Here is a 24,315-nt window from a genome sequence, read left to right as displayed (position 1 = left end):
CGTGCTGCCCGCGCCGGTGGTGACCACCGACGTCCCGCGTCCACCCGACCCACCGCAGGTAGCCGCCGTGCAAGCCCTGGATGCGTCGTTCCTCGCGAAGCTGCTCGCCGGGTTCGGCATGACTCCCGCCACCGTGGCCGGGTGGCTGGCCGGCCTGCCCCTCCCGGTCGACTCCGCGGCCCCCTACTGGGGAGTGCCCCAGGTCGGCACCTACGTCGACACCCTCGCCCGGGGCTGGACCACGCGGTTGACCGCCGCGAAACGCCCGCTCGACCCGCTGCTCAGAGCGGAGCTGGTCAAGGACTACGGCGAGACGATGGAGGGCGCCTTCGCCCGCCTGTCGGTTCCCGGCGTGCGTGTCCCCGGCGGGCTGGCCGCACCGTTCTCCCAGCTACCGGACCGGATCCGGGCACTGATCAGGAAGCGGCTCGCGGAGCTGACCAGGAAGAGCGGCCCGGACGAGGCGGTCATCGCGGAGCTCATCACCTTCCGCCGGCGGATCGACCACGCGATCACCTCGTACCGGAACATCGCCGCCTGGGGCTGGCTGGTCGAGCGGCGCGAACACCTCGACTTCGCCACCATCGCCAACCCGAAGGTGAAGCCGATCTGGCCGTTCCAGCCCGCCGCGCTGCCGGCCGCGGCCACCGAGGCCGAGGTCGTCCACCAGGAACTGGTGCGCCGCAAGCGGGAGCTCACCGACCGTCAGGTCGCGGACGCCGTGGCCCGCGCCACCGCGGCACTGCGCAACCAGCGGAAGGACCAGACACTGGAGCTCACCGAGGACGAGCGGGCCGCTGCGGTCGCGGCCGCGGAGGTCCGGCAGGTGGGTGGCCGCGGGGTCGCCGACCAGGTCGTGCGGGCCGCGGGCCTGGCCGAGGAGCAGAAGGACTGGGTCGACGTCCACGAGAAGGCGCCGGACGGCACGCCGGTCTGGGGTCCCCGGTGGGACAAGGACAGCATCGGCGTGCTCCCGGGCACCGCCGAGCTGGTCAAGACGCTGGACGACCGGTACGGGGCGCCCTTCCTCGCCGCCAACTACCGGGGCCACGGCGGCGGAAGCTTCGCCGACCGGGGTCGCTCACTGGACCTCACCCTCCCGGTACCCAGGCAGGCCAACGGTTTCTACGACCCCGCGGCGGCCATCCGCTTCCTGCTCGCGATCGACGCCGCCGCCGCCGACCTCGGCATCGAATGGCGTGTCCTGTACGACGACGCGTCGGTGGCCATGGCCGTCAACGGACAGCTGGGCCGCCAACGCGTCGCCGAGGTCGCCAACACCTCGCGGAACGAGCGGACCCATGCCATCGAGAACATCAACTGGCACGGCCCGCTCGTCCTCCACTTCCACCTGGATCTCGCCTACTGACAGGTGATCGTCGGCGTTGCCCAGTCGCCGTGGTCGTTGCCGTTGCCGTCGCCCGCGTCGCCGACCACCAGGTCGAGTACCTGGGCGCCGGTCAGGTCGGCGGACAGCGGCACCGCGGGCGTCCTGCCCCTGATCGTCGGCGTGCCGGCGACCGGGACGCCGTCGGCGAGCACGGTGAACGTGACGGTCCCGGCGCCGTTCTGCTCGTCGTCGACGCCGACGAGCGCCGAGAACCGCGTGCACGAACCGCCCAGGTAGAGCCGGATGTCGCTCACCGAGTTGGTGCCGAGGCCCTTCGGGTAGGTGACGCCGCCGATCGTGATCGGCCTGCCGTCACCCGCGGCGTTCTCGCCGACGCTGGTGTCCCGTTCCACCGGGCCCCAACCGTTGGACGCCGACAGGAACGGCAGGTCGCTGACCGCGTTGGCGCCGGCCGGCGGGGTGGCCGGTACCGTGCCGACGATCCGCTCGTCCCGGCCGGTCGACCGGGCGCCGTGCTGGGTGTAGCCGACCGACACCCGCAACGCCGACCACGCCGGCAGCGTGCCCGCCGGCACGGTCACCCGCCAGGTGAAGCGGACCGACTGCCCCGGGCGCAGCACCCGGACCGGATCGGCCGTGCTCGCCGTCCAGCCCGGTGGGACGGCGAGCGCCGGCGTCACGCCGTACGCGGGGGAGCCCTTCGCCGGCACGGAGACCGTGGCGGTCGCGGTGATCGTCTGGCCGGCACGCACGGTGTCCGGGACATCCAGGGCGACCGCGACCCCCGGCGGCCTCGGCATCGCGTACCGGTGTGCGTCGTAGCCTGGACTACGGTTCTGGCCGACCCGCAGCGGCGAGGTGTAGCTGCCGTAGCTCGTCAGCTCGACCTTGCCGAGCCCGCCGCTGGTGCCGTCGGTGTTCCAGACCGCGACCGCGATCGTGTTGGCGCCGTGCGGGTTCAGGATTCCGTTCGGCACGGGGAAGGTGTGCTGCGGGCCGAGCTGGTTGACGTAGTTGCCGACCTGCCAGCCGTTGACGAACAGCGTCGCCCGGTAGGCCCTGGCCGGATCGTCGGTGATGGTGAGCCCGAGTGAGGTGTCCTGGCCGGCGGGCAGGTTCAGCCTGACGTTCGTGCGGTACCAGGACACGCCGGGCCGCGGGTCGGCGGCCGGCAGCGTGATGTTCGACCAGCCGGCGTCGGGGTAGCCGGGTAGTGACCAGCCGGCTCGCTCGCCGTACAGGCCGCCGGTCGACAGTGGGCCGCGGACCGGGTCGATCTGCCGCTCGCCGCCCCGAACTCCCTGCAGCCGCCACGTGATCGAGGTCAGCGGCGCGCCGTTCAGCGACGCCACGTTCAGTCCCCGCGCGGACCTGTTGTTGTTCGTGGAGTTGTAGTCCTCCTCGTGTCCCATGTTGACGGTCAGCACGGCGAGCACGTTGTCCGCCCTGACCGAGCCGGCGGGGAACGTGAGGTCGGCCGTGCCGGTCGTCGAGCTGCCGAGGAAGACGCCGTTGAGCCACGCCGAGAAGGCCTGCGCGCCACCGCCCGACTGCGACTCCAGGTGGATGCCGGTCTGCTTGCCGGTCGAGTGGAACCGCCCGCGGTACCAGGTGTTTCCGGTGTGGAACCCGTAGTCGTCCGCGAACGGCACCGGGCCGCCGGTCACCGGGGTGACGCTGTTGGACGCCGTCCTGTCGGCGACCACCCAGCGGGAGTCGTCGAAGGCGGGATCGGACTCCGGTGACTCCGCCCGGTGCTTCCAGTTCGTCAGCGCGGGCAGCGTCACCGCCGCGGCGACGGGAACGGTGGTGCGGACGGGCTTCCCGTTCCACGTCACGTGCCGGGCGGACGTGAACACCTCGATGTCCGGGTCGGTGCCGTTGTCGCCGGTGAGCTCGAGGGTGTCGCCGTGGCTCCGCGCCGTGCGCAGCAGGTGCGTGCCCCGCACGAGGACCGGACCGGCCGCGGTGTCCTGGCGCCAGAACGTCTCGGCGGTGGGCTTGTCGGCGAGCAACAGCGTCAGCTTCCGGTGTCCACTTGCGACCGTCACGCGAATCAGCCCGCTGTGCCGGTAGTTCAGGCGCAGGTCGCCGGTTGCCGCGTCCCAGGTGGTGTCGACCGTGCCCCCGGCCGACGTGACGGCCGGGCGCGACGGGTAGTTGAGCACCGTCTCGCCGTCGGTGTCCTTGTCGCCGTACAGGACGGCCACGTCGCCGCCGCCGATCGTCGCGTTGGTCATGATCTCCGAGGTGGAGTACCGCAGCGTCGACTCGCCGAGTGCGTAGTTGGCCACGATGATGTGCGAGTCGCGGCCGTCGAGGGTGATCGCGGTGCCGGGCTGTTGCGGTACAACGGGATACGTGGCCGGCGGGGGCGTCGGTGGCACCGTGAGGTCGATGGCGTCGATCGCGACGAAGTTGTCCGTGGACGTGGCGGTGTTGTGCGTGCCGGTCACGACGATCCTCAGCGTGTGCGGGCCGTCGGTCAGCCCGGACGCCTGGTACAGCACGGCCTGGTTCTCCTCGCCCGAGTCGTCCACGGTGGCCTGTCTGACGTCGTCGAGGTAGACGTCCGCGTAGCCGTGGTTGTTCGTCCGCGACCCGATCCAGCGCACCGCGGTGCCGGTGAACGGCACGGTCAGCGTGTCGCCCGCCCGGTTGGAGAACGACTCGGTGTGCCGGTAGTCGCCGCCGGTGTAGCTGGTGTCGGCCACGTGCGACCAGCTGCCGCCGTACCGCAGGTCCGCGTCCGGGTCGTCGTAGGTGTAGGACGGCTCGGGCGTCGGTTTCGCGTTGAGGTCGATGGCGATGTGCGTGCCGTCCACCGAGTTCGACGTGGAGTCGTCGTGGCGCAGCACATGGAACTGCGTGCCGGTGTCCAGGTTCATCCGTCCGGTGTCGACGATCGCCCGGTTGTCCGGTGCGGTCGTGGGGATCCGGTCTGTCTTGGTCAGCGGCGCGACCGACTGGGTGAAGTAGCCGATCAGCTTGTCCTCGTAGTACTTCGGGTCGAGCTGGCGTGTCTCGCGGATCGCCGCGCCGTAGTCGTAGGACGTGTAGTTCTGCGGCATGCCGAGCCAGCCCCAGTTGGTGCCGCCGTAGGTCATGTAGAAGCTCTGCGCGGTGGCGCCGACCGCGATGTTCTGCTTGTAGAACACGTTGGCGAACTGGTCGTTGATCAGCTGCGCGCACTTGTCGTAGCCGGGGCCGCCCCACGGGTCGAACGCGCCGCCCTGGAACTCGGGGGTGTACAGGGGCCGGCCCGCCGGGTGGTCGTAGCTGATGTCCGGAACTCCGCGCCACCGCGTGGGGTTGCTGCAGTCGAAGCCCTGCGGGTAGGAGTCCGGCCCGTCGATGTCCAGCGCGCCGGTGCCGGTGTTGAACGTGCCGTTGTTGTTGCCGGTCAACGGAACCGTGATGCCGTCCGCACGTGCCTTGTCCTCGAGGTGGCGCATGTAGGTGTTGCCGGCCGCCGAGCCGTTGTAGTACTCGTTCTCGACCTGGTAGGCGATCACCGTGCCGCCGCCGTCGGTCAGCTGGTGGCGGGCGAGGATCCGGTCGATCCGGGACAGCCACTCGTCGGCGTAGGTCAGGAACTGGGGGTCGGCGCTGCGGTTGGCACCGGGCTTGGTGGACAGCCAGCCGGGCAGCCCGCCGCCGTCGACCTCGGCGTTGATGTAGGGCGCCGGCCGGGCGATGACGTACAGGCCGGCCTGCTGTGCCATGTCCAGCAACCTGTCGACGTCCCGCACGCCGGTGAAGTCGTACTTCCCCGGCGCGGGGGAGTGGTAGCCCCAGTCGAAGTACAGCGAGGTGGCGTTGAAGCCGGCGGCCTTCATCTTCTGGAAGATGTCGAGCCACAGGTCCGGGCTGGGCAGGCGGAAGTAGTGGAACTCGCCCGACCACAGGTACGTGCGCGCGCCGTCGACGAGGAAGGAGTAGCCGTCGAAGCTCACGGTGTGCGCCTGTGACCGTGCCTTCTCCGTCGCCTGGGCGGGCCGGGTGCCGGTGAGGCCGAGCAGGGCGAGCGTCACTATCCCGACAATGGCGACGAACCGCTGCCACCAGCGCTCGGAACGGACTCGGTACGGACGCATGTCTACTCCGAGGGCAGCAGGGGACTCCGACGTCAACACGATCGTTGCCGGACAGGTGCGTGGGGTCAAGGACCGCTACTGTGACCAACGGTGAGGATCTGGTTGGCGTTGTCCGCGGTCGCGCGGCTGGCGGTCGCGGTCGTCGCGGGTGTGGTGGCCGGCATGGTCGCCGGTGTGCTGACGGACGCGCCGCTCGGCGTCATCGCCGGGATCACCGCGACGGAGCTGTTCTTCGTGGTGACGGGCTGGATCACGCTGTGGCGGATGGACGCCGACGCCACCCGGGACAACACGCGGCGGCAGGACTTCCGGCCGCTGCTGGAGGAGATCCTCGTCGTCGCGGTCGCGTTGTGCGGTCTCGTCGGCGTGGTGGTGCTGCTCCTGCTCCGCAACTCCCCGGTCGTGGCGTCGATCGCGCTGGCCGGCGTGTTCCTGGCGTGGGCGGCGCTGCACCTGATGTACGCCACGCGCTACGCGCATCTCTACTATCTCGACCCGGCGGGCGGGATCGACTTCAACTCGCCGGAACCGCCGGCGTACCGGGACTTCCTGTATTTCAGCTACAACCTCGGCATGACCTACCAGGTCTCCGACACGTCCGTGTCGAGCACCGTGATCCGTGGCGTGGTGCTGCGGCACACGCTGCTGTCCTATGTGTTCGGTACGGGCATCCTGGCGACCACGATCAACCTGGTGGTGAGCGCGGTCGCCGGCTAACCCGGGTTGGTGCTGAACCGGGTCGGGGTGACGAGGACCGCGGCGCGGCGGTCGGCGACCATCTCGCGGTCGTACTCGTCGAGGTCGGAATGCCGGCCGCCGGCGGCGTGGTAGATGTCGCGGAGCAGCTGGGGGAGCCGGTCGGCCGGCACGGCGGGGTGCGGGTCGTCGGGGCCGGCGATCTCGGTGGTGCCGGACACGGCGATCCACTGCCAGCCGGCGCGGAAGACCAGGGTGGCGCGCGGGTGGGCGCGGACGTTGGCGAGCTTGGCGGTGTCGCCACGGGAGACCAGCGCGACGACGGACTCCCCGGTGGCCGGATGGGGGAGGATGCCCGCGTTGACCACGGACACCGCCGGTTCCCCGTCCGACCGCGTGGTGACCAGCACCGCCAGCCAGTTCTCGGTGCTGGCCAGCTCGGCGACCCGGCGAAGCCCGTCCTCGGTCGAAACCATGTCCCGAACCTACCGTGAATGGTGCGGGAGGCGCGCGCTGTGCCGGGACAAATACCGTTGACCACTCGGAACAGCCGATCCGGCCGGCTTTCTTCGTTGCCGAGCACGGTCCACACAGGACAGACGGCCGGGTCGTCAGCTCAAGGGTAGAGCGGTTGGCTCAGCACGCCCACTCTCCGCGTACACGGGTATGGGATTGCTTCCTTCTCGTGGGATCAACGGGTTCGGGGTTCGAGTCCCCGGCGGCCCACCACCACCCGGCAACGGTCAGCCGTCCACGAGCAGGCCGCGCAGGGGCCCCTGGAGACGCCCGGCGCGGCGGGAGACGCCCGGGAGCAGCGTCAGCCGGTGGGTGCGTGGTTGGCCGGTGTTCTCGCGGTGGGCCTGTTCGTCGGCGATGGGGCGCCACAGGTCGTCCACGACGTCCGCCGGGTCCGTGTCCAGGTCGGCCACCGGGCGGCGGAGATGTTCCGACCACAGGCGCAGGCGGGTCGAGTGGATCAGCTCCCGGTCGTCGGTCGCGACGTTGACCTCGGTGTCGTTGAACAGCGAGTGCTCGTTGAGGTTCGCGGAGCCGATGGTCATCCACACGTCGTCGACGATGCCCAGCTTGGCGTGTACGTACACCGGGGCCGACTCCTGGCCGTCGTGTGTGCTGAGCGTGGCGGCCAGCAGGCGGTTGTGGCCGTCGTCGGCGTCTATCAGGCGGCCCAGCTGGCCGCGGGTGGTGTCCGCGCCGTTGCTCGGTTTGCGGGGCAGCAGCAGGACCATGCGGAAGCGGTCGTCCGGTGGGTCGCGGAGCTTGTCGATCAGCACCTCGGCGATCTCGGGCGACCACATGAACTGGTTCTCCAGGTACACCAGTCGCTTCGCGGACCGCAGCGCGCGCAGGTAGGCGTCCAGGATGGTGAACTCGCCCCGCTTCGCGAACGCGTAGGTCCCGTCCGGGACGGTGCGCAGCATCTGCACGTCGGTCGTGCCGGCCGGTTCGGGCGGCGCGACCTCGGGCAGTTCCTCGCCGGCGATCTCGGTCCAGCGGTTCCGGAAGTGGTTGGCGACGTCGGCCACCACGGGTCCCGACAGCCGGGTCATCAGGTCGTGCCAGCCGATGGCCCGGTCCGGCGGGTGCTCGTTCGTGTCGTGCCGGTCGCCTTGCAGCGCGGTGAAGTCGATCCCACCGACGAACGCGATGGTGTCGTCCACGATCACCAGCTTCTCGTGGTGGCAGTGCATGGTGCGTTCCCGCGAGTCCAGCACGCACCGCACGCCGGTGTGCTCGGTGAACCGGCGCTGCTGCTCCTTCACGAGCCGGCGGGTCGGCTGGAACGCGGGCATCGGCGGACCGGCCCACATCAGCAGGCGCACGTCCACGCCGCGCTGCGCGGTCGACGCGAGAAGGTCACGCAGGGTCGGCGCGTCGGGCCCGCGGGTCAGGCGGAAGTCGGCACTGGCATGCCAGTTCGCGATGTGGACGTGCGACTTCGCGTTCCTGATCGCGTCCTCGATCGCCGGCAGCGCCTCGACGCCGTCGATCAGCACCTCCAGCCGGTTGCCGGGCCGGACCGGGGCCCGCGTCCCGAACGGGTCGCGGCTGCCCGGCGAGCCCAACACCTCACCCCAGCCCAGCCGGCGCAACCGGCGCTCGTGGTGCGAGCACAGGACCTGCTCGATGCGGTCGCCGACGCGTTCGTCCACCTTGTCCAGCACTGAGCGAAATGTGTGCACGATGTCCATGGCACTACAACTTCGCCGGTTCCGCTGAACGAGAGCGGGTGTCGTGTGACCCCGGGACCGTCGCCGTGGAGCCACGTGGTTCCGGGGTCACACGACCTAGCCGCGGCCGGTCTTCGCCTGGAGCTCGTCGATCAGCTCGGAGGCCTGTGCCTTGGTGAGCCCGTCCGGCACCTCGGCGCCGGCCTCGTGCGCCAGTGTGTGCAGGTAGGACTGCTGGGGGCCGGTCATCGGCTCGTCCCCAGTCACCCAGTCCTCTGGATCCTTGTCGGGCACCGGAGTGACCACTGTTGGCTCCTTTCCTCGAACGCCCGTTCTATCTACCCCGCGCGGTCGCCGGCTACACCGTTTCGTCGCCGATCTGTCGTCGGCGTCACGGAGAGTGGGGCCATGCGAACCGTGGTCGACGTCATCCCGGCCGCTCACGGCCTGGTCGAGCCGACCCCGGTCGTCACGTTCTCCCGGACCGGCGCGGGCATGCGCGCGGACCGGGTGGATCCGCTCACCCCCGGAACCGGGGGCGGGTCGTCTCCGGGCACGCGGGCCTGGGCGTGTGTCGCCGCGCCGGCACTGGGGGGCCGGCGTGCGAGTCACGTGCCGCGTGACCGGAGAGCCGCTCGGCGAGCGGCGGTTGGGCATACCGGTGTCCGGCCACTGCCGGGCACTACCGGGGGGACCCGCCGCTCGCCGGCCGGTGGCCGCGCCGACACACGTGCCGCGGACCTGGCCGTCAGCACACGCGGCCGGTCGGGCTGCCGGCCGGCAGGTCGCGGCGCTCGGTCGCGGTGAGGTCGCGGCCGACGATCCGGCACAGGTGCTCGGCCCACCGACCCGGGTCGAGCGGCAGCCTGGTGAGACCCGCGTTGCCCCAGTACAGAAGCGTCCGCCCGTCGGCGGAGACGACGGCCGGCCCGGGTGTCTGCGTCTCGACGTCGGCGACCGCGGCCGCCCGGCCCGTGTCCCACACCCGGACCACGTCACTGCCACGCACCACCACGCGGTTGCCGGCGAAGTGCTTGACCTCGACATCCAGGCCGGCCGGGACCACCTGCCGCGGTGCCAGGACCTCCCGCCGCCGCTGGAGGTCCCAGACGGTCACCGTGCCGTCGAAGCCGGATGCCGCCAGCATCCGGCCGTCCGGGCTGAACCGCAGGCTCGAGATCTTGCCGATGTCGTTCACCGGCAGGTTCACCACGTGGCCGTGGTCCAGGTCCCACAGCTCGACGCCAGGGCCGGCGTCGAACGCGATCTCGTCGCGGCCGGGCCGGCCCTGACAGGCGACCGTGTCCGCGAGCCGCTTCAGCTCGGCTTCCGTGTGCCCCAGGCGAACCGGCGGCCCGATGAGCCGGCCGGCGCGGACGTCCAGCCGGACGACCGTGCCCGCGAAGACGACCGCGGCCTGTCGCGGTGCCGGCAGGCCGGCGACACAGGCGATGTTGAAGCGCCCGGGGAACCGGTCCCGGTTGCGGGTCATCACCGCCGGCAGCGTGATCCGGGCGACGACGGCCATGGTCGGCACGGCGAACACCACGACGTGCTCCCTCGCCGGGTCCACCGCGAGCATGCGGGTGCCGTCCGCGTCGAACCACCGGGGCACGAGACCGTCCGGGTTCGGCACGCTGGTGAGCGCCGCACCGGTCAGGGTGTCCCACAGGCCCAGCTCCGGCCGCGTGGCCGTCGACGCGGTGACGGCGTACCGCAGGTCCTGGCTGAAGAGTGGGTCGGCGAGGAACGGGTCGTTGGCCGGGGAGTAGTCGTGCTCGGGCACGTCCACGACGGCGACCCCGGTGCCCACCGCGCTGACCACCCGCGTGCCGTGCGAGGTCCTGGCGAGCACCGGCCGGACGACCGCGCCGGGGCCCGCCGGCGTGGGCACGGCGACCCGTGCCGGACCGCCGGCCGCCGGGTTCACCAGCCAGGTCGCGTCCCGTGGGTGGCTCCCGCTCTCCGTGGTGGCGAAGGCCGTCGTGACCCGGCCCTCGCGGTCGGTGGCGAACGCGACCGGCGGCGGGCACGCCAGGTTCGACACCGGCAGCCGGCGAAGCGACCGGCCGGTGGTGAGGTCCCAGTACTCCAGCGTCGCGTCGGCGCAGGTGATGGCCATGCGGCCGTCGCCGGTGACGATCGCGTCGCCGTGTTCGGGCAGCGAGGTGATCGTGGTGGGTGCGCCGCCGTCCAGCGGCCTGCGCGACAGCTCCCGCCCGGCGGCCATGACGACGCTGTCCCCGCCGGGCCCGAACCACACCGACCCGGCCGCCCACCTGGCCGCCGCGGCGGCGCCCGGCACGATCGTCTCCGCGCCGGTCGTCGTGTCCCACACCACCAGCCCGCTGGTCGACAGCGTGGCGAGCAACCGGTCGCCGCGGTCGTCGAAGCGCAGCACGGCGGGCTGGTCGGCCTGCGGACCCTCGGCGCGGAGCACGGTGACCCCGCCGTCGCGGCCACGCAGCTCGACCCGGCCGAGGTCGTTGGCGGTGGCCACCAGCCGGCCGTCCTGGCTGACCGCGACCCGCCGCACGTCCCGGCCGAGCCGGGTGACCACGGTTCGGTTCCCGTCCAGGTAGAGCACGGCGGCGCCGTCCAGCCCGGCGACCGCGACCGCGCTGCCGTCGGCGCTCACGGCCATGTCCAGGATCTGGCCGACCCCGGGCGGCAACACCAGGCGGGTGTCGCGGTACCGCTGGTACTCGGCGGCGAGGTTGGCCAGCACCGTGGGGTCCTGGCTGGCGCGGTACGCGGCGACGGACTCGAGCGCGGCGACGTCCGGGTCGGTGCCGATCCGGTCCCGCGCCATGGCCACCAGCACCTGTCCGGCGTTGCGGCGCAGCTGGTCCTCCAGCTCGCTCGCGCGCTGCTGGCGGTCCACCGCGAACCAGCTCACGACCATGAGCAGGACGAGGATGATCACGAGCGCGGTGCGCCAGGTGGTGTTGCGCCGCGTCCGCCGCCTGCGGCTGGCGAGGATGTAGTCGCGTTCGGTGGGGGAGATGCCGTGCGGGTGCGTGCGCAGCCACGCCACGGCACCGGCGAGCCGTACCCCCGCGAGCGGCTCCGTGCGCCGGATGCTCTCCCGCAGGTCCTCCTGCCACACGCGGAAGTCCCGCTCCTCCACGAGCCACTCGTGCAGTCGCCGCCAGTGCGTCGCGAGCGTGGCGTGCGCGAGGTCGATGGTCAGCTCGCCGGTCGCGTCCGTGCCGGTCACCAGCAGCCGGGTGGTGGCCAGCCGCGTGGCCAGCGCGATCAGCTCCGGCGCCAGCTCGCCACCGCGCGCGGTGCGCCGGACCGCGCCGTCGCCGTCGGGCCGGACCAGCTGCAGCAGCAGCCGGCGGGCGTCGGCGCGCTCGTCCTCGCCCAGCTCCTCGGTCCACACCTGCTCGGCGTAGGTGGCGACCGCGCCGCCGACGCCGCCGAACGCGTCGTAGGCGGTGTGGGTCAGCAGGCCGTGGTCCTGCTCGTCCCACAGCCGGGTCAGCGCGAACTGCATCAGCGTGAGTGCGGCCGGCGCGTCGCGGGCCTCCTCGATGATCCGCGCCACCAGCCCCGGCTCGAAGCTCACGCGGGTCGACCGGACCGGCTCGGAGACGGCCGCCCGCAGCTGCTCGGTGCTCATCGGGGTGAGCAGGAAGACCGAGTTCCCGGTGACCTCGCCGAGGCCGAGCCGGTGCACGGCGACGTCGAGCGTCTCGGTCCGCACGGTCAGCACGACGTGCGCGGCGGCCGGGCCGGTGGCCAGGCCCACCAGCAGGGCGGCCAGCTCGCCGGCCGCCTCCTCGCGCCGGGCGACCAGCTCCTCGAACTGGTCCACGCACACCAGAAGACGGCTCGTCCCGGTGGCCTCGAGCACCTCGCCGACCACTTCCGGCAGCCGGCCGCCGGCGACGGCCGCCGCGACCACGGCGCGGCGCGACAGCGTCTCGGTCGGCCCGAGTCCCGGTTCCAGCAGCGGCAGCAGGCCGCCCGCCAGCGCGACCTCGGGCGGCACACCCGCCAGCGGGCGGAACGCCGCGATGGCCCAGCCGCGCCGGCGAACGCGGGGGAGCAGGCCGGCGTGCACCAGTGAGGACTTGCCGCTGCCGGAGCGGCCGACGACCGCGACGAACCGGTGGTCGGACACCATGCGCGCCAGCGCCTCGGTCGACTCGGCACGGCCGAAGAACAGCTCGGCGTCGGCCTCGCCGAACGCGTTCAGCCCGCGGTAGGGCGACGCGCCGACCGGTCGCGTGCCGCCCGGTCCCGCGGTGATCCGCTCGGCGAGTGCGACGGCGAACGCGGCCGCGTGCCGCACGGCGCGCCGCTGCCAGCCGGACGCGTCGGTGTCCCGCTTGGTGCCGTTCGCGCGGTCGCTGACCGCCCGCACCGTGATCGTGCGGTGGAAGTCGTTGCTGTGCGCGGCCTCCGCGACACCCGCGCTCTCCATGTCGATGGCGACCGCGTCGCTGAAGTGCTCGGCGATCAGCTCGGCGTGGTGCCCGTCGGACGAGTCGAGCAGTGCCTCACCGGAGACGAGCGGCTTGAAGTGCACGGCCGGCACGGTGGCCGTGTCCCCGGACAACAACCGGGTCCAGGTGCCGTCCCGTGCGACGTCATGGGCGTCCTGTTCGAGACCGCGGGCGAGCGGCCAGCTCTTGCCGCGCGGGCGGAAGCCGCCGGCCTCCGCCCGGCCGCTCTGGTAGTCGTGCACGCGGGTGGCCACGACCACGTCGCCGAGCTCGACGTCGTCGGCGAGGCCGCCGGCGACGCCGACGAGCACCAGCGCGCTGGGCTGGAACCGCGGCACGGCCTGGCTCGCGACGGCCGCCGCCCGGGTGTTGCCCTCGCCGGTCCGCGCCAGCGCGACCCGGCACCGGCCACCCGGGGTTTCCCCTGTCTCGTAACGGGTTCCGCTCACGTCGACGTGCGCGCGCACGCCGGTCAGGTGCTGGCGGACGGCCTGGTACTCGAAGTCGAGCGCGGTGAGCACGACGATGTCGGCCCGCAGGTCATCGGCTCCGCTCACAACACCCCCAGGTGCGCCGAGGAATTCCGCGAGAGCCGAGAATACTGGTCACCGAGGTGGGCCGGGCGGCCTTTCCCGCATTATCGCGGGGTGCAGCGTCGTGGCCGGGCCGCGCCGGTGCAGCGCGGCGGGCCGCCCGGTGTCCTGGCTGCGGGTCTCCCCGGTGGGGACCACGAACCCGTCGGTCGAGGTCACCTTCCGGTTGAAGTTGCGGGGATCCAGGGGCACGCCCCACACCACCTCGTACACCCGCCGCAGCTCGCCGATCGTGAAGGTGTCCGCGCAGAAGGCGGTCGCGAGGGTCGTGCCCTCCAGCTTGCTCCTGGCCCGTTCGAGGCCGTCGGCGAGGATCTCGGCGTGGTCGAAGGCCAGGTGCTCGGCCTCCTCGACCGGCACCCAGTGGGCGGCCCGCGCGTCCGAGCCCGCGACCGGCACCGGCAGGCTCGGCGCGATCGCCAGGTAGGCGACCGTGACCACCCGGCCGCGCGGGTCGCGGTCCGGCGCGCCGTAGGTGTGCAGCTGCTCCAGGTGCATCCGGCCGGCCTCGATCGCGGTCTCCTCGGCCAGCTCGCGCCGGGCGGCGTCCTCGAGTGCCTCTTCGGGGCGCACGAAGCCGCCCGGCAGGGCGAGCGCGCCCCGGTAGGGCTCGTTGTCGCGCTCGACGAGCAGGACGTGCAGGCGGTCGCCGCGGATCGTGATGATCACCAGGTCCACGGTGATGCGGACGGGGGCGTGGGGGCGCCGGCTGGCCGTGGTCATGGTCCACGAGGCTACCTAATCGTCGCATTGACACAAATCTCCCGGCCGGGTTAATGTCAGGACGACACAAACGCTGGGGAGGTCACCGTGCTCGACTTCGGCGTACTCGGCCCGCTTCGCGTCGTCGTCGGCGGCGAGGTCAAGCCGATCGGCCCCCGCAAGCACCGCATCATGCTGGCGTCGCTGCTGTTGCGGGCGAACCGTCCGGTGCACATCGAGGAGCTGATCGACCGGCTGTGGCCCGCGGCGCCGCCCAGGGGCGCGCGGCGCACGGTGCAGACGTACGCGATGCGGCTGCGGCGGGACCTGGGCCCGGCCGGCCGCCTGATCACGACGCGGCCGGAGGCGTACGCCATCGAGGTGTCCCATGGACAGCTGGACCTCGGCCGGTTCGCCGACCTGACCGCGCGGGCGGCCCGGCAGCGCGCGGCTGGCGACCCGTCGGCGGCCAGGGAGAGCCTGCGGCGGGCACTCGCGCAGTGGCGGGGCGCCCCGCTCGGCGACGTGCCGTCGCAGGCGCTCGCCCGAGCGGAGGTGCCGCACCTGGTCGAGCTGCACTGCCGGGCCCTGGCGCAGCGCGTCGAGCTGGACCTGGCGCTGGGCGCGGCCGGCGACCTGGTGGGGGAGCTGCGTGCGCTGGTCGCCGAACACCCGCTGCGCGAACGGTTCTGGGCCCTGCTGATGCAGGCCCTGTGCCGCGACGGCCGGTACGCCGAGGCCCTCGCGACCTACCACGACGCCGACCGGCTGCTGGCCGAGGAACTGGGCACCGAGCCGGGCCGGGAGCTGCGGCAGCTCCACGCGGACGCGCTGGCGGGTACCACGACCACCGCGCTGCGCTCGGGCCTGCCGGGCTCGAAGGACGGCCTGGAGCGGGTCCGCATGCTGCTGACCGAGGCCCTGGCGATCGTCACGGCCGGCACGTAGACCGGTCGCGAACCGAGTGCGTGCCGGCGGCGAGCACGGGCCGTGGCATGCTGGCAGCCCGCTGATCAAGGGAGTCGTCATGGTCGAGGTCGTTCGCGTGTCGGGGCAGGACATCGCCTACCGCGGTAGCGAGGGCGGCGGTGTGCCGGTCCTGTTCGTGCACGGCAACTCGTCCTCGTCACGGACCTGGCATCACCTGCTGGACGGGCCGTTCGGACAGCGCCATCGCTGCCTGGCCCTGGATCTTCCCGGCCACGGGGCGTCGCCGGCGGCCGAGGCCGGGTCGGGGGTGTACTCCCTGCCGGGCTACGCCGCGATCCTCGCCGAGTTCGTCACGGCGACGGACGCCCGGGGTGCGGTGGTCGTGGGCTGGAGCCTCGGTGGCCACATCGCGCTGGAGGCGGCGGCCGCGCTGCCCGACGCGGCGGGTTTCGTCATCTTCGGCACGCCGCCGGTCCGCACGGTCGAGGACATGCCCGCGGCGTTCCTCCCCAACCCCGCGGTCCAGATCGGCTTCGCCGCCGACGTGGACGCCGACGCCGCGCTCGCCTACGCCACGTCCTTCCTCGCCCCCGGCGCCACGCTGCCGACCGGCGAGCTCGTCGAGGACATCCTCGCCACCGACGGCACGGCCCGCAGTGACTTCTACGCCAGCCTCGCCACCATGCCGCTCGCCGACGAGGTCGAGGTCGTCGAGAAGCTCGCCAGGCCCCTGGCCATCCTGCACGGCGACGGCGAGCAGCTCATCAGCCTCGACTACCTGCGCAAGCTCAACGCCCCCACCCTGTGGCGCGGCGAGGTCCAGGTCATCGCCGGCGCCGGCCACGCGCCCCAGGAGGAGAACCCGGCGGAGTTCGCCGCCCTGCTGGACCAGTTCATCGCCGATCTCCCGGCGTAGCGGCCGGGACCAGGGCACCCACCTCGGTATTCCGCGAACGGCGGCGTGCCCGGAAGTCCCCGGTAAGACCCTCGAACAGGCAAGGCGACGGGCGCGTCGCCGGTGGCGTGCGACGCTGGCCCGGATGAGTTCCGCGGCGAAGAGCATCCAGTCGACGATGCGGGGCGAGCTGGCGGACTTCCTGCGCCGGCGGCGTGCGGACCTGGCGCCCGCGGTGGTCGGGCTGCGGTCCGGTGAACGGCGCCGGACACCGGGACTGCGCCGGGACGAGGTGGCGCGCCTGGCGAACATGTCGACCAACTACTACGAACGGCTCGAACAGGGCCGTGGTCCGCAGCCCTCGGCCGCCATCCTCGCCGGGCTGGCCACCGCCCTGCGGCTGGACGCCGACGAACGCGGCTACCTCTACCGGCTCGCCGGCCACGCCGCGCCCGCGGTGGCGAGACCACGCGGCTACGTCGACCCCAGGCTGCTGTCGGTCATGCGGGCCGTCTCCGCGACCTCACCCGCCTTCGTCTCGGACGACCTCGCGACCATCGTGGCCCAGAACGACCTGCACGTCGCCCTGTTCGACCGGGTCACCGGGCTGGACGGCTGGGCGGGCAACCTCTTCTGGAACTGGTTCGTCTCGCGGCGCTGGCGGCACCGCGTGCTGGCCACCCCGGCGCAGCAGGCGGACATCGGCCGCGCGTACGTCGCCTACCTGCGTGTCGCCGTCGCCCAGCGCGAGTACGACCCGGCCGCGACCGCGCTCGTCGCCGCGCTGCGGGCGGGAAGCGCCGAGTTCGCCAGGATGTGGGACGAGCACCGGGTGTCCGCGTCGTACAGCTCGGCGGTGACCGTGCTGGACGAACGCGTCGGCCGCCTCGACTTCGACTACGCCCTCACGGTCAGCTCCCAGTCCCGCCAGCGGCTCCACTCCCTGCACGCCGTTCCCGGCACGTCCACCCAGGAGCGCCTGGCGCGGCTCGGCGAACTGGCCCGGGACAGCGCTATCCACGTATCGACAGTCCCTGGTTGAGCCGACTCACCGGTCATAGCGTTCGAATATGGACCTTTCACCCCCGGTAGTCCTCGTACACGGCTACTGGCACGGCAGCTGGTGCTGGAGCCTCGTCACCGAACACCTGGCCGGCCTCGGCGTGCCGGCGGTGGCCGTGGACATGGACGGGCACGGGCTCAACAGCCGCTCGCCGCGGGCCCGCCTGCGCCGGCCGTTCGACCCGGACGCCTTCGCCACCGAACCCTCGCCGGTCGCGGACGTGACCGCCTCCTCCGCCGCCGCGAAGCTGGTCGACCAGCTGCGCCGGATCGGCGGCGGACGGCCGTGCGTGGTCGTGGCGCACAGCATGGGCGGCGTCGTGGCGACCCTCGCCGCGGAGCTGGCTCCCGAGCTCGTCAGCGAACTCGTCTACCTGTCGGCCTACGCGCCGGTCAGCGGCAAGCCCACCACCGACTACTTCACCCTGCCCGAGGCCGGGAACACCGCGCTCGGCCTGTTCGTCGGCGACTTCACGGCGGTGGGCGCGTTCCGCATGGACACCGGCGACCCCGAACGGCAGAGCGTCATTCGCGAGGCGTTCTACCACGACGTGGACGACGACACCGCGGCCGCCGCGATCTCGCTGCTCACGCCGGACGGCCCGATCGGCGCCCCCGCGGAGACGATCAACGTGACGGCGGAGCGGTACGGGGCGATCCCGCACACGTACGTGCAGTGCCGGCAGGACAAGGTGTTCCCGCTTGCCCTGCAACAGCTCTTCGTCGCCGAGATCGACGCGGTGTCGTCGCGTCCGACGGTCGTGCGGCAGCTCGAGACGTCGCACTCGCCGTTCCTGTCCCAGCCGGCCGAGCTGGCCCTGGTCATCGCGTCGGCGCACCAGCTCGCGGTGAGATGACCACGATCAACGAGCTGTTCGCCGAGCAGGTGCGGCGTGCGCCCACCGCGACGGCGCTGCGGTTCCGTGGCGAGGACCTGACGTACCGGCGGCTGGACGCGCGGGCGGACCAGCTCGCGCACCGGCTGCGTGCGGCCGGTGTCGGCCAGGAAAGCGTTGTGGGCGTGTGCCTCGATCGTTCGTTCGAGCTGGTCGTGGCTCTCGTGGCCGTGTTGAAGGCGGGCGGGGCCTACCTGCCGCTGCATCCGGACGAACCCGCCGTGCGACTGCGGTACATGCTCGACCAGGCGGCGGCACGTGTCCTGCTCACCGACCAACGGATGTCCGTCCCGGGCGTGGTTGTGCTCGACGTGGACGGTGCGGAGTCCGTGGATGCCGTCGTGCCGACCGGATCGGCCGATGCGCTGGCCTATGTCTGCTACACCTCGGGTTCGACGGGTCATCCCAAGGGCGTGGCCGTGCCACACCGCGGCGTGGCACGGCTCGTGCACGACACCGACTGGCTCGACTTCGGACCCGGTGAGACGTTCCTGCAGCTGTGCCCGCCGACGTTCGACGTCGCCGCGTTCGAGATCTGGGGCGCGCTGCTGAGCGGCGGCCGCCTGGTGCTCCACCCGCCCGGGCCACTGTCGCTGCCCGAACTGGCGGAATGCCTGCGCACCGAGGAGATCACGACCCTCTGGCTGACCGCCGGACTGTTCCACCGCATGGTGGAACGGCACCTGGACAGCCTGGGTGGGCTTCGTCAGCTCGTCGCCGGCGGTGACGTGCTCTCGCCGGCCCACGTCAACCGGGTGCTGGCGGCACACCCGCGGGTCCGGATGGTCAACGGGTACGGGCCGACGGAGAACACCTGCTTCACGGCGTGTCACACAGTCACCGGTCCGGTCGGCGACACCGTCCCCATTGGACAGCCGGTCGCCGGCACGCGGGTGTACGTGCTGGACGAGCACCAGCGGCCGGTGCCCGACGGCGAGTGGGGCGAGCTGTACACCGCCGGCGCCGGGCTCGCGCGCGGCTACCTGAACGACCCCGAGCTGACACGGCGCGGCGGTTCCTGCCCGATCCCTTCGTGCCGGGCGAGCGGATGTACCGCGTCGGGGACGTGGTCCGCCGCAACGGTCCGCTGGAGTTCCGTGGCCGCGTCGACGACCAGGTCAAGATCGCCGGACACCGGGTGGAGCTCGGCGAGGTCGCGGCCGTGCTCGCCGAACAGCCCGGCGTGACCGAGGCCGTCGTGGTCGCCCGGCACGACGTCACGCCGGGGGAGAAGGTTCTCGTCGCGTATGTGGTCGGCACGCCGAGCGATCCGCGCGCCGCGTTGGCGTCGCGGTTGCCACGGCACATGATCCCGGCCGCGTTCGTGGTGCTGCCCGAGCTTCCGCTCACCCGCGCCGGGAAGGTCGACCGCGCCGCGCTGCCGGCGCCGGCGCGGGGTGGGTCCACTATGGACGACGGGTCGATCGAGGCAAGACTGGCCGCCCTCTGGGCCGACACACTGGCCGTCGAACACGTGGGCCGCCACGACGACTTCTTCGACATCGGCGGCAACTCGCTGCTGGCGGCGGACGTGCTGGAGCGCGTCCGCCGCGAGCTGTCGGTCGAGGTGCCCGCCGCCCGGCTGTTCTTCGAGAACCCGACGGTGGCCGGGCTCGCGGAGGCGATTCACGAGGAGGGGAGCAGGACGTGCGACTGACACGGCCGAGCGAGGAACCGGTCGACCTGGTCGACCTGGACGAGGTGGACCTGATCGACCCGGTACTGCACGCGGAAGGGGACCCGCACGCCGTCTGGCAGGCCATGCGTGCCCGCGAACCCGTGCACTGGCAGCAGGTGCGACCGGACCTGGGCTTCTGGTCGGCGACGACGTACGAGGACGTCGCGACGGTGCTGCGGGACCACACGGCGTTCACGTCCGAGCACGGCACCCTGCTGAACCTGCTGGGCAGGACGGATCCGGCCGGCGGGCGGCAGCTCCCGGCGACGGACCCGCCACGGCACACGAGAATGCGGTCGCCGATCCAGCGCGCGCTCAACGGGCGGGTCGTGGCGAACCACCGCGACGTGATCCGCGACGAGATCCGGTTCCTGTTCGCGGACGTCGTCGACGGCGAGCCGTTCGACTTCGCCGAGCTGACCGGAAAGCTGCCGATGGCGGTGATCGGCACCCTGATGGGTCTGGACCGCGACGACTGGCCGCACCTGACGTTCCTGACCACCCAGGCGGTCGCGCCGGACGATCCGGAGTACGTCCGGCCGGAGGGCGCACAGGCCACGGTGGACAGAGCGCATCGTGAGCTGTTCGCGTCACTGCACGAGGCGATAGGACGGCGTACGGGCAACGGCAGGACCGACCTGATCGACGTGCTGTGCAAGATCGGCGTCGACGACGGGGACCCGCTGCGGGCCGGGGAGATCGTGTCGAACTGCTACAGCGTCCTGCTCGGCGCGAACGTCACCACCCCGCACGTCCCGAACTCGACGATGGTGGAGCTGATCGAGCGTGGGCTGTACGCGCGGTGGGCGAGTGACCCGGGCCTGCTGGACACCGGCATCGAGGAGGCACTGCGCTGGAGCTCCCCGACGAGCCACTTCATCCGCTACGCGACCCGCGACCTCGAACTGGGCGACGTGACGATCCAGGAGGGCGACGCGGTCGCGGCGTGGATCGGCTCGGCGAACCGGGACGCCAGCGTGTTCCCGGACCCGTTCACCTTCGATGTGCGGCGCCGGTCGGCTCAGCGGCACCTGGCGTTCGGCGTCGGCCCGCACTACTGCCTGGGCCACGCACTGGTCCGGATCACGCTGGAGGAGTTCTTTCGGGAACTGTTCGCCCAGTTCGAACACGTCGAGCTGGCCGGCGAACCGGACCACCTGCACTCCAACTTCATCGCCGGCATCAAGCACCTACCTCTGACCGCAACCCGCCGCAAACCACTTTCTTGATCAACGCGAACGCAGGTGGTTGCGTGGGCAGTCCCCCACCCAACCCAGGGGGCCGGCCCCGGTCCCATTGTACCGGCGGGTACGGACAAAACGGCTGGTCAGCGGGGGGTGTGGATAACTTTCACCCGGTGAGTGCGAGCGAAAGGGACACTCGTGCGTGGACCGTGTTCGCGTCTTTCTCGCTCGTGGGGCGTTCGGTCCTATGAGTGCGAGCGGCGGGGGCACTCGTGCGTCGATCCAGGACGGACTGTTTCGCCGAAGCCGCTACGCCGTCCCGCTCGTGGGGCACGCGAGCACAGGCGTGGAAGTCCGTGCGAGAAGCACCAGAAACGACGCGTCATGTTCAGCAGCGCCAACGCCGCACGGCCGTCCAATGGCGCCACCGGACACCTGGACCGCGGTGCCGACCGAACCCGGTCGGGCCGCGCATGAAAGGACGCCTTCCTCACTCGCGGGGCGTGAGGAAGGCGTCCTTCCCGGCTACCGGTGCCTGATCGCGCCGGTGGCCGGGTCGAGGGGGAGGGTGCCGCTGGTCGGGCGGTGGAAGGAGAACATGTTCGCCATCGAGTTCGCGCGGCTGTCGTAGGACGCGTCGCCGATGCGGCCCGTTCGCCAGTTGTCCTCGATGAAGCGCAGGACCGAGGTCTGGTCGGTGGGGGTGTGGTCGACGAAGTTCGGCCTGCTGTACGGGGAGATCACCAGCAGCGGCAGGCGGGCGCCGTAGCCGCACCGGTCGGCGTAGCCGCCCAGCGTGGTCCGGGCGCCGGTGCAGATCGGGGAGTCCAGGCTCGCGTCGTGCGAGCCGTTGACGATCTTCGGGGCGACGTGGTCGTACCAGCCGTCCGAGTCGTCGTAGGCGAGGACGATCGCGGTGTCGCGCCAGGCCGGCGAGTGCTGGATCTTGTTGATCTCCGTGACCACGAACCGCTGCTCGTCGAGTGGGTCCGAGTAGCCCGCGTGCCCGTCCTGGTACTCCGGGGCCTTCAGGAAGCTCACCGCCGGCATGTTGCCCGCGTCCACCGCGGCGTTGAAGTCGCTGACGTCGTACTGGTGGTTGGCCTGGTCGGTGGCCCCGATCGCCCGCACCGAGCTCGGCGGCAGGTGCTTGGGGTTCGCCGTGGACTTGTAGTACTGGAACGGCTGGTGGTGCGGGCTGTAGGCGACGGAGGACAGGCCGCCGACGTTGGCGTGGGTCTGCCCGCACACCGCGAACCCGTCCCGCGTGCCGGTCGGCCGGAAGCCGCCCTCGAACCAGCCCCAGGTCACGCCCCTGGCGTTGAGCAGGTCACCGATGTTGCGGCCGTGCATGGTGGCCAGGTTCTCGTCGGCGGTGTGGTTCTTGTCCGAGCAGTCGTCCCACGCCGGGTCCGGGTCGTTGACCATGGTGCCGACGCCGTTCTCGTCCGGGGACTTCACGGCGTAGTCGTCGGTCGTCGGCTCGTGGGTGACGGAGGTGAGCGCCTGCACGCCGTGGGTCTGCCCGGAGATGAGGTCGATCGCGCCGGGGGTGGACGGGCCGAACACGGCGTCGAACGAGTTGTCGTTGAGCGCGTAGTGCTGGGCGTAGTTCCACATCGCGGTGACGGTGTTGCCGTCGTAGTAGTCCATGACCAGTCCCGGCTCGCCGAACAGGATCGGCTGCCCGGTGCACTTGTCGGTCTCGGTGTACTCGACGAACCTGTCCATCTTCCCGTTGTCGAATGCCTTCTGCTCGGCGTCGTAGTTGTGGTTCTGGTCGCAGGTCAGGGCCTGGCCGGAGGAGAGCCGGTTCGGGTTGTACGCGTTGGGGTTGTGCTGGAGCAGCCGCGGGGTCAGCCCGTTGACCTTCGGGGTGTGGCGGTCGGCCTGGAACGGCGTGCCATCGGTGTTGGCCGCGTTCGGGTAGGTGCCGAAGTAGTGGTCGAACGCGATGTTCTCGCCGAAGACCACCACGACGTGCTTGATCGGCGTGGTGGTGTGCAGGTGCTCGGCATGCGTGGCGGAAAGCGGTTGGGCGTTCGCGCCGCCGGCGGTGACGTCGATCGCGACGGCGACACCCGCCGCGACGACCAGCGCGGCGGCGGCGAGTAGTGCCCGCCTACGGCCCAGCGGGCCGAACGCTTTGTCCACAGTGTCCTCCTGGTGGTGGGAACTCGAATCCGGCTCCGGTCAGGCCAGCATCGCCCGGCCGAAGTGGTCGTCGGGCCCGGTCACGCCGGGCAGTGCGAAGAAGTAGCCGCCGCCGAACGGGGAGATGTAGTCCACGAGCGGCTCGTCGGCCAGCCTGGTCTGGACCGCCTCGAACTGGCGCACCGGATCCCGCTGGTAGCAGGTGAAGATCAGGCCCATGTCGAGGTTGCCGTTGCCGTCGACGCCGCGGTCGTAGTTGAACGCGCGGCGCAGGATCCGGCTGGCGTCGGTCTCCTTCGTGCGTGGGTTCGCCATCCGGATGTGGCTCGTCAGCGGGATCGTCGAACCCGACGGGTCCTCGGCGAACCGCGGGACGTCGTGCTCGTGCACACCGTCGAGCGGCGCGCCGCTGTCCCGCCTGCGGCCGAACATGTTCTCCTGCTCGGACAGACCGACGCGGTCCCAGAACTCGACCAGCATGCGAATCAGCCGGATGACCTGGTAGCTGCCCCCGGCCGTCCAGCCCGGCTCGCCATCGGCGCCGGCCACCCACACCAGCCGCTCGACGTCGCCGCCCTCCGGGTTGCTGATGCCGTCCTTGAACCCCATCAGGTTGCGTGGCGTGCCGCCGGGCCGGGGCGGCGAGCCGAACCCGTTGATCTTCCACCGCACCTGCATGCCGCCCCGGGTGGCACGCATGATGTCCCGCAGGGCATGCACGACGGTGTCCGTGCCGGCGGCCGCGATGACCATGCTGAGATCGCCGTGGCACTGCGCGGGGTCCAGCGCGTCGTTGGGGAACGTCCGCATCGGACCGAGCCTGGCCGGCCTGCGGTCGGCGAGCCCGTAACGCCGGTCGAACAGCGAGGCGCCGACGCCGAGGATCACGGACAGGTCGCCGGCCGGCACCGCCGGACCGAGCACCCCGGAGTCCGGCGGGGGAGCGGTGAGCCCCACCGCGGCCGGCTCTCCGCCCGCGGTCAGGAAACGGGCCCGCTCGGTGATCGCCCGGAACAGGTCCACCAGCTCGGTCCGGCTCTCCGCGACGACATCGAACGAGGCCACGATGGACTGCCGGGCCGGCTGCCGGAGGATGCCGGCCTGCCGCCGCCCGTGGAACGGCACGGCCTCCGTGCGCGCCGGTTGTTCCCGCGCGCCGGCGAACGCACCCGCACCGGCGGCGACGCCGACACCGGCCGCCGCGGTCGCACCGGCCCCGGCGATGGCGCCACGGAGAAACGACCGGCGTCCGACGTGCTCGCTCATGCCGTCCGCCTCGGCGCCGTGATGGTGGCGACCGGCGCGAGCAGTTCGGTCAGCTCGCTCACCGACCCGTTGAGCCTCTGCCGCGACAGGTGGTCCAGCTGGGTGACGGGTGTCCAGCTCCCGTCCGGCCGCTGTGCCGAGCGCAGGACCCGGTCCGTGCGGTCC

General features: G+C 72.0%; 17 protein-coding genes and 1 tRNA gene. 10 read left to right on the top strand and 8 right to left on the bottom strand.

What is annotated here, in order from left to right; translation table 11 throughout:
- Positions 1-1,369, top strand: a 1,369-nt coding sequence (locus VET29_RS06670; RefSeq protein ID WP_324916029.1) for a hypothetical protein, incomplete at its 5' end; no start/stop codon positions are given.
- Here VET29_RS06670 and VET29_RS06665 read toward each other — a convergent pair.
- On the bottom strand, positions 1,363-5,448 hold the full coding sequence (locus VET29_RS06665; RefSeq protein WP_324916027.1) for a beta-galactosidase: 4,086 nt from the start codon (positions 5,446-5,448) through the stop codon (positions 1,363-1,365). The two genes, VET29_RS06670 and VET29_RS06665, sit on opposite strands and share 7 nt — an antisense overlap.
- A gap of 90 nt (positions 5,449-5,538) precedes the next feature.
- Between VET29_RS06665 and VET29_RS06660 the strand changes: the two genes are divergently transcribed.
- Positions 5,539-6,165 carry a DUF1345 domain-containing protein gene (locus VET29_RS06660; protein ID WP_324916022.1) on the top strand — a complete coding sequence of 209 codons (627 nt, stop codon included), beginning with the start codon at positions 5,539-5,541 and terminating at the stop codon, positions 6,163-6,165.
- Here VET29_RS06660 and VET29_RS06655 read toward each other — a convergent pair.
- Positions 6,162-6,620: a TIGR03618 family F420-dependent PPOX class oxidoreductase gene (locus VET29_RS06655; RefSeq protein ID WP_324916020.1), complete on the bottom strand. Its 459-nt coding sequence runs from the start codon at positions 6,618-6,620 to the stop codon at positions 6,162-6,164. The two genes, VET29_RS06660 and VET29_RS06655, sit on opposite strands and share 4 nt — an antisense overlap.
- 129 nt (positions 6,621-6,749) lie before the next feature.
- Between VET29_RS06655 and VET29_RS06650 the strand changes: the two genes are divergently transcribed.
- Positions 6,750-6,873: transfer RNA gene (locus tag VET29_RS06650), tRNA-OTHER, on the top strand.
- 14 nt (positions 6,874-6,887) lie between these two features.
- Here the strand turns inward: VET29_RS06650 and VET29_RS06645 are convergent.
- From VET29_RS06645 to VET29_RS06630, 4 genes are all read right to left on the bottom strand, one after another.
- On the bottom strand, positions 6,888-8,345 hold the full coding sequence (locus VET29_RS06645; protein ID WP_324916032.1) for a phospholipase D family protein: 1,458 nt from the start codon (positions 8,343-8,345) through the stop codon (positions 6,888-6,890).
- Positions 8,346-8,450: 105 nt separating this feature from the next.
- Entirely contained in the window at positions 8,451-8,639 is a 189-nt protein-coding gene (locus VET29_RS06640; protein WP_324916016.1) for a DUF3072 domain-containing protein, read from the bottom strand.
- Between the two features lie 442 nt (positions 8,640-9,081).
- Positions 9,082-13,347 carry a hypothetical protein gene (locus VET29_RS06635; protein ID WP_324916012.1) on the bottom strand — a complete coding sequence of 1,422 codons (4,266 nt, stop codon included), beginning with the start codon at positions 13,345-13,347 and terminating at the stop codon, positions 9,082-9,084.
- A gap of 48 nt (positions 13,348-13,395) precedes the next feature.
- Positions 13,396-14,106 (bottom strand): NUDIX hydrolase, encoded by a 711-nt coding sequence (locus tag VET29_RS06630; RefSeq protein ID WP_324916009.1) that lies wholly within the window; start codon positions 14,104-14,106, stop codon positions 13,396-13,398.
- Positions 14,107-14,193: 87 nt separating this feature from the next.
- Between VET29_RS06630 and VET29_RS06625 the strand changes: the two genes are divergently transcribed.
- From VET29_RS06625 to VET29_RS06595, 7 genes are all read left to right on the top strand, one after another.
- Positions 14,194-15,033 (top strand): AfsR/SARP family transcriptional regulator, encoded by an 840-nt coding sequence (locus tag VET29_RS06625; protein ID WP_324916004.1) that lies wholly within the window; start codon positions 14,194-14,196, stop codon positions 15,031-15,033.
- A gap of 79 nt (positions 15,034-15,112) precedes the next feature.
- Positions 15,113-15,931 (top strand): alpha/beta hydrolase, encoded by an 819-nt coding sequence (locus VET29_RS06620; RefSeq protein WP_324916000.1) that lies wholly within the window; start codon positions 15,113-15,115, stop codon positions 15,929-15,931.
- Positions 15,932-16,055: 124 nt separating this feature from the next.
- Positions 16,056-16,952 carry a helix-turn-helix transcriptional regulator gene (locus VET29_RS06615; RefSeq protein ID WP_324915996.1) on the top strand — a complete coding sequence of 299 codons (897 nt, stop codon included), beginning with the start codon at positions 16,056-16,058 and terminating at the stop codon, positions 16,950-16,952.
- A 28-nt stretch (positions 16,953-16,980) separates the two neighbouring features.
- Positions 16,981-17,829, top strand: coding sequence for an alpha/beta hydrolase (locus tag VET29_RS06610; RefSeq protein ID WP_324915992.1), 849 nt, complete (start codon positions 16,981-16,983; stop codon positions 17,827-17,829).
- Positions 17,826-19,055 (top strand): AMP-binding protein, encoded by a 1,230-nt coding sequence (locus VET29_RS06605; protein ID WP_324915988.1) that lies wholly within the window; start codon positions 17,826-17,828, stop codon positions 19,053-19,055. The genes VET29_RS06610 and VET29_RS06605 overlap by 4 nt, the downstream gene beginning before the upstream one ends.
- Entirely contained in the window at positions 19,007-19,525 is a 519-nt protein-coding gene (locus VET29_RS06600; protein WP_324915984.1) for a phosphopantetheine-binding protein, read from the top strand. The genes VET29_RS06605 and VET29_RS06600 overlap by 49 nt, the downstream gene beginning before the upstream one ends.
- Complete coding sequence (locus VET29_RS06595) at positions 19,516-20,775, top strand: cytochrome P450 (RefSeq protein WP_324915980.1); 1,260 nt, start codon at positions 19,516-19,518, stop codon at positions 20,773-20,775. Before VET29_RS06600 ends, VET29_RS06595 begins: the two co-directional genes overlap by 10 nt.
- 480 nt (positions 20,776-21,255) lie before the next feature.
- Here the strand turns inward: VET29_RS06595 and VET29_RS06590 are convergent, their stop codons facing one another.
- Both VET29_RS06590 and efeB read right to left on the bottom strand, forming a co-directional pair.
- Positions 21,256-22,884 (bottom strand): alkaline phosphatase family protein, encoded by a 1,629-nt coding sequence (locus tag VET29_RS06590; RefSeq protein ID WP_324915976.1) that lies wholly within the window; start codon positions 22,882-22,884, stop codon positions 21,256-21,258.
- 39 nt (positions 22,885-22,923) lie between these two features.
- Positions 22,924-24,150, bottom strand: a complete 1,227-nt coding sequence (gene efeB / locus VET29_RS06585) for an iron uptake transporter deferrochelatase/peroxidase subunit (RefSeq protein ID WP_324915971.1) — start codon at positions 24,148-24,150, stop codon at positions 22,924-22,926.
- Between the last annotated feature and the right edge of the window lie 165 nt (positions 24,151-24,315).

Origin of the sequence: Actinophytocola sp. (assembly GCF_035634895.1) — a bacterium.
In the GTDB taxonomy this organism is placed as follows: Bacteria; Actinomycetota; Actinomycetes; order Mycobacteriales; family Pseudonocardiaceae; genus Actinophytocola.
Note: the sequence above shows the minus strand (reverse complement) of the source record. Positions and strands in the feature narration are given on the sequence as shown.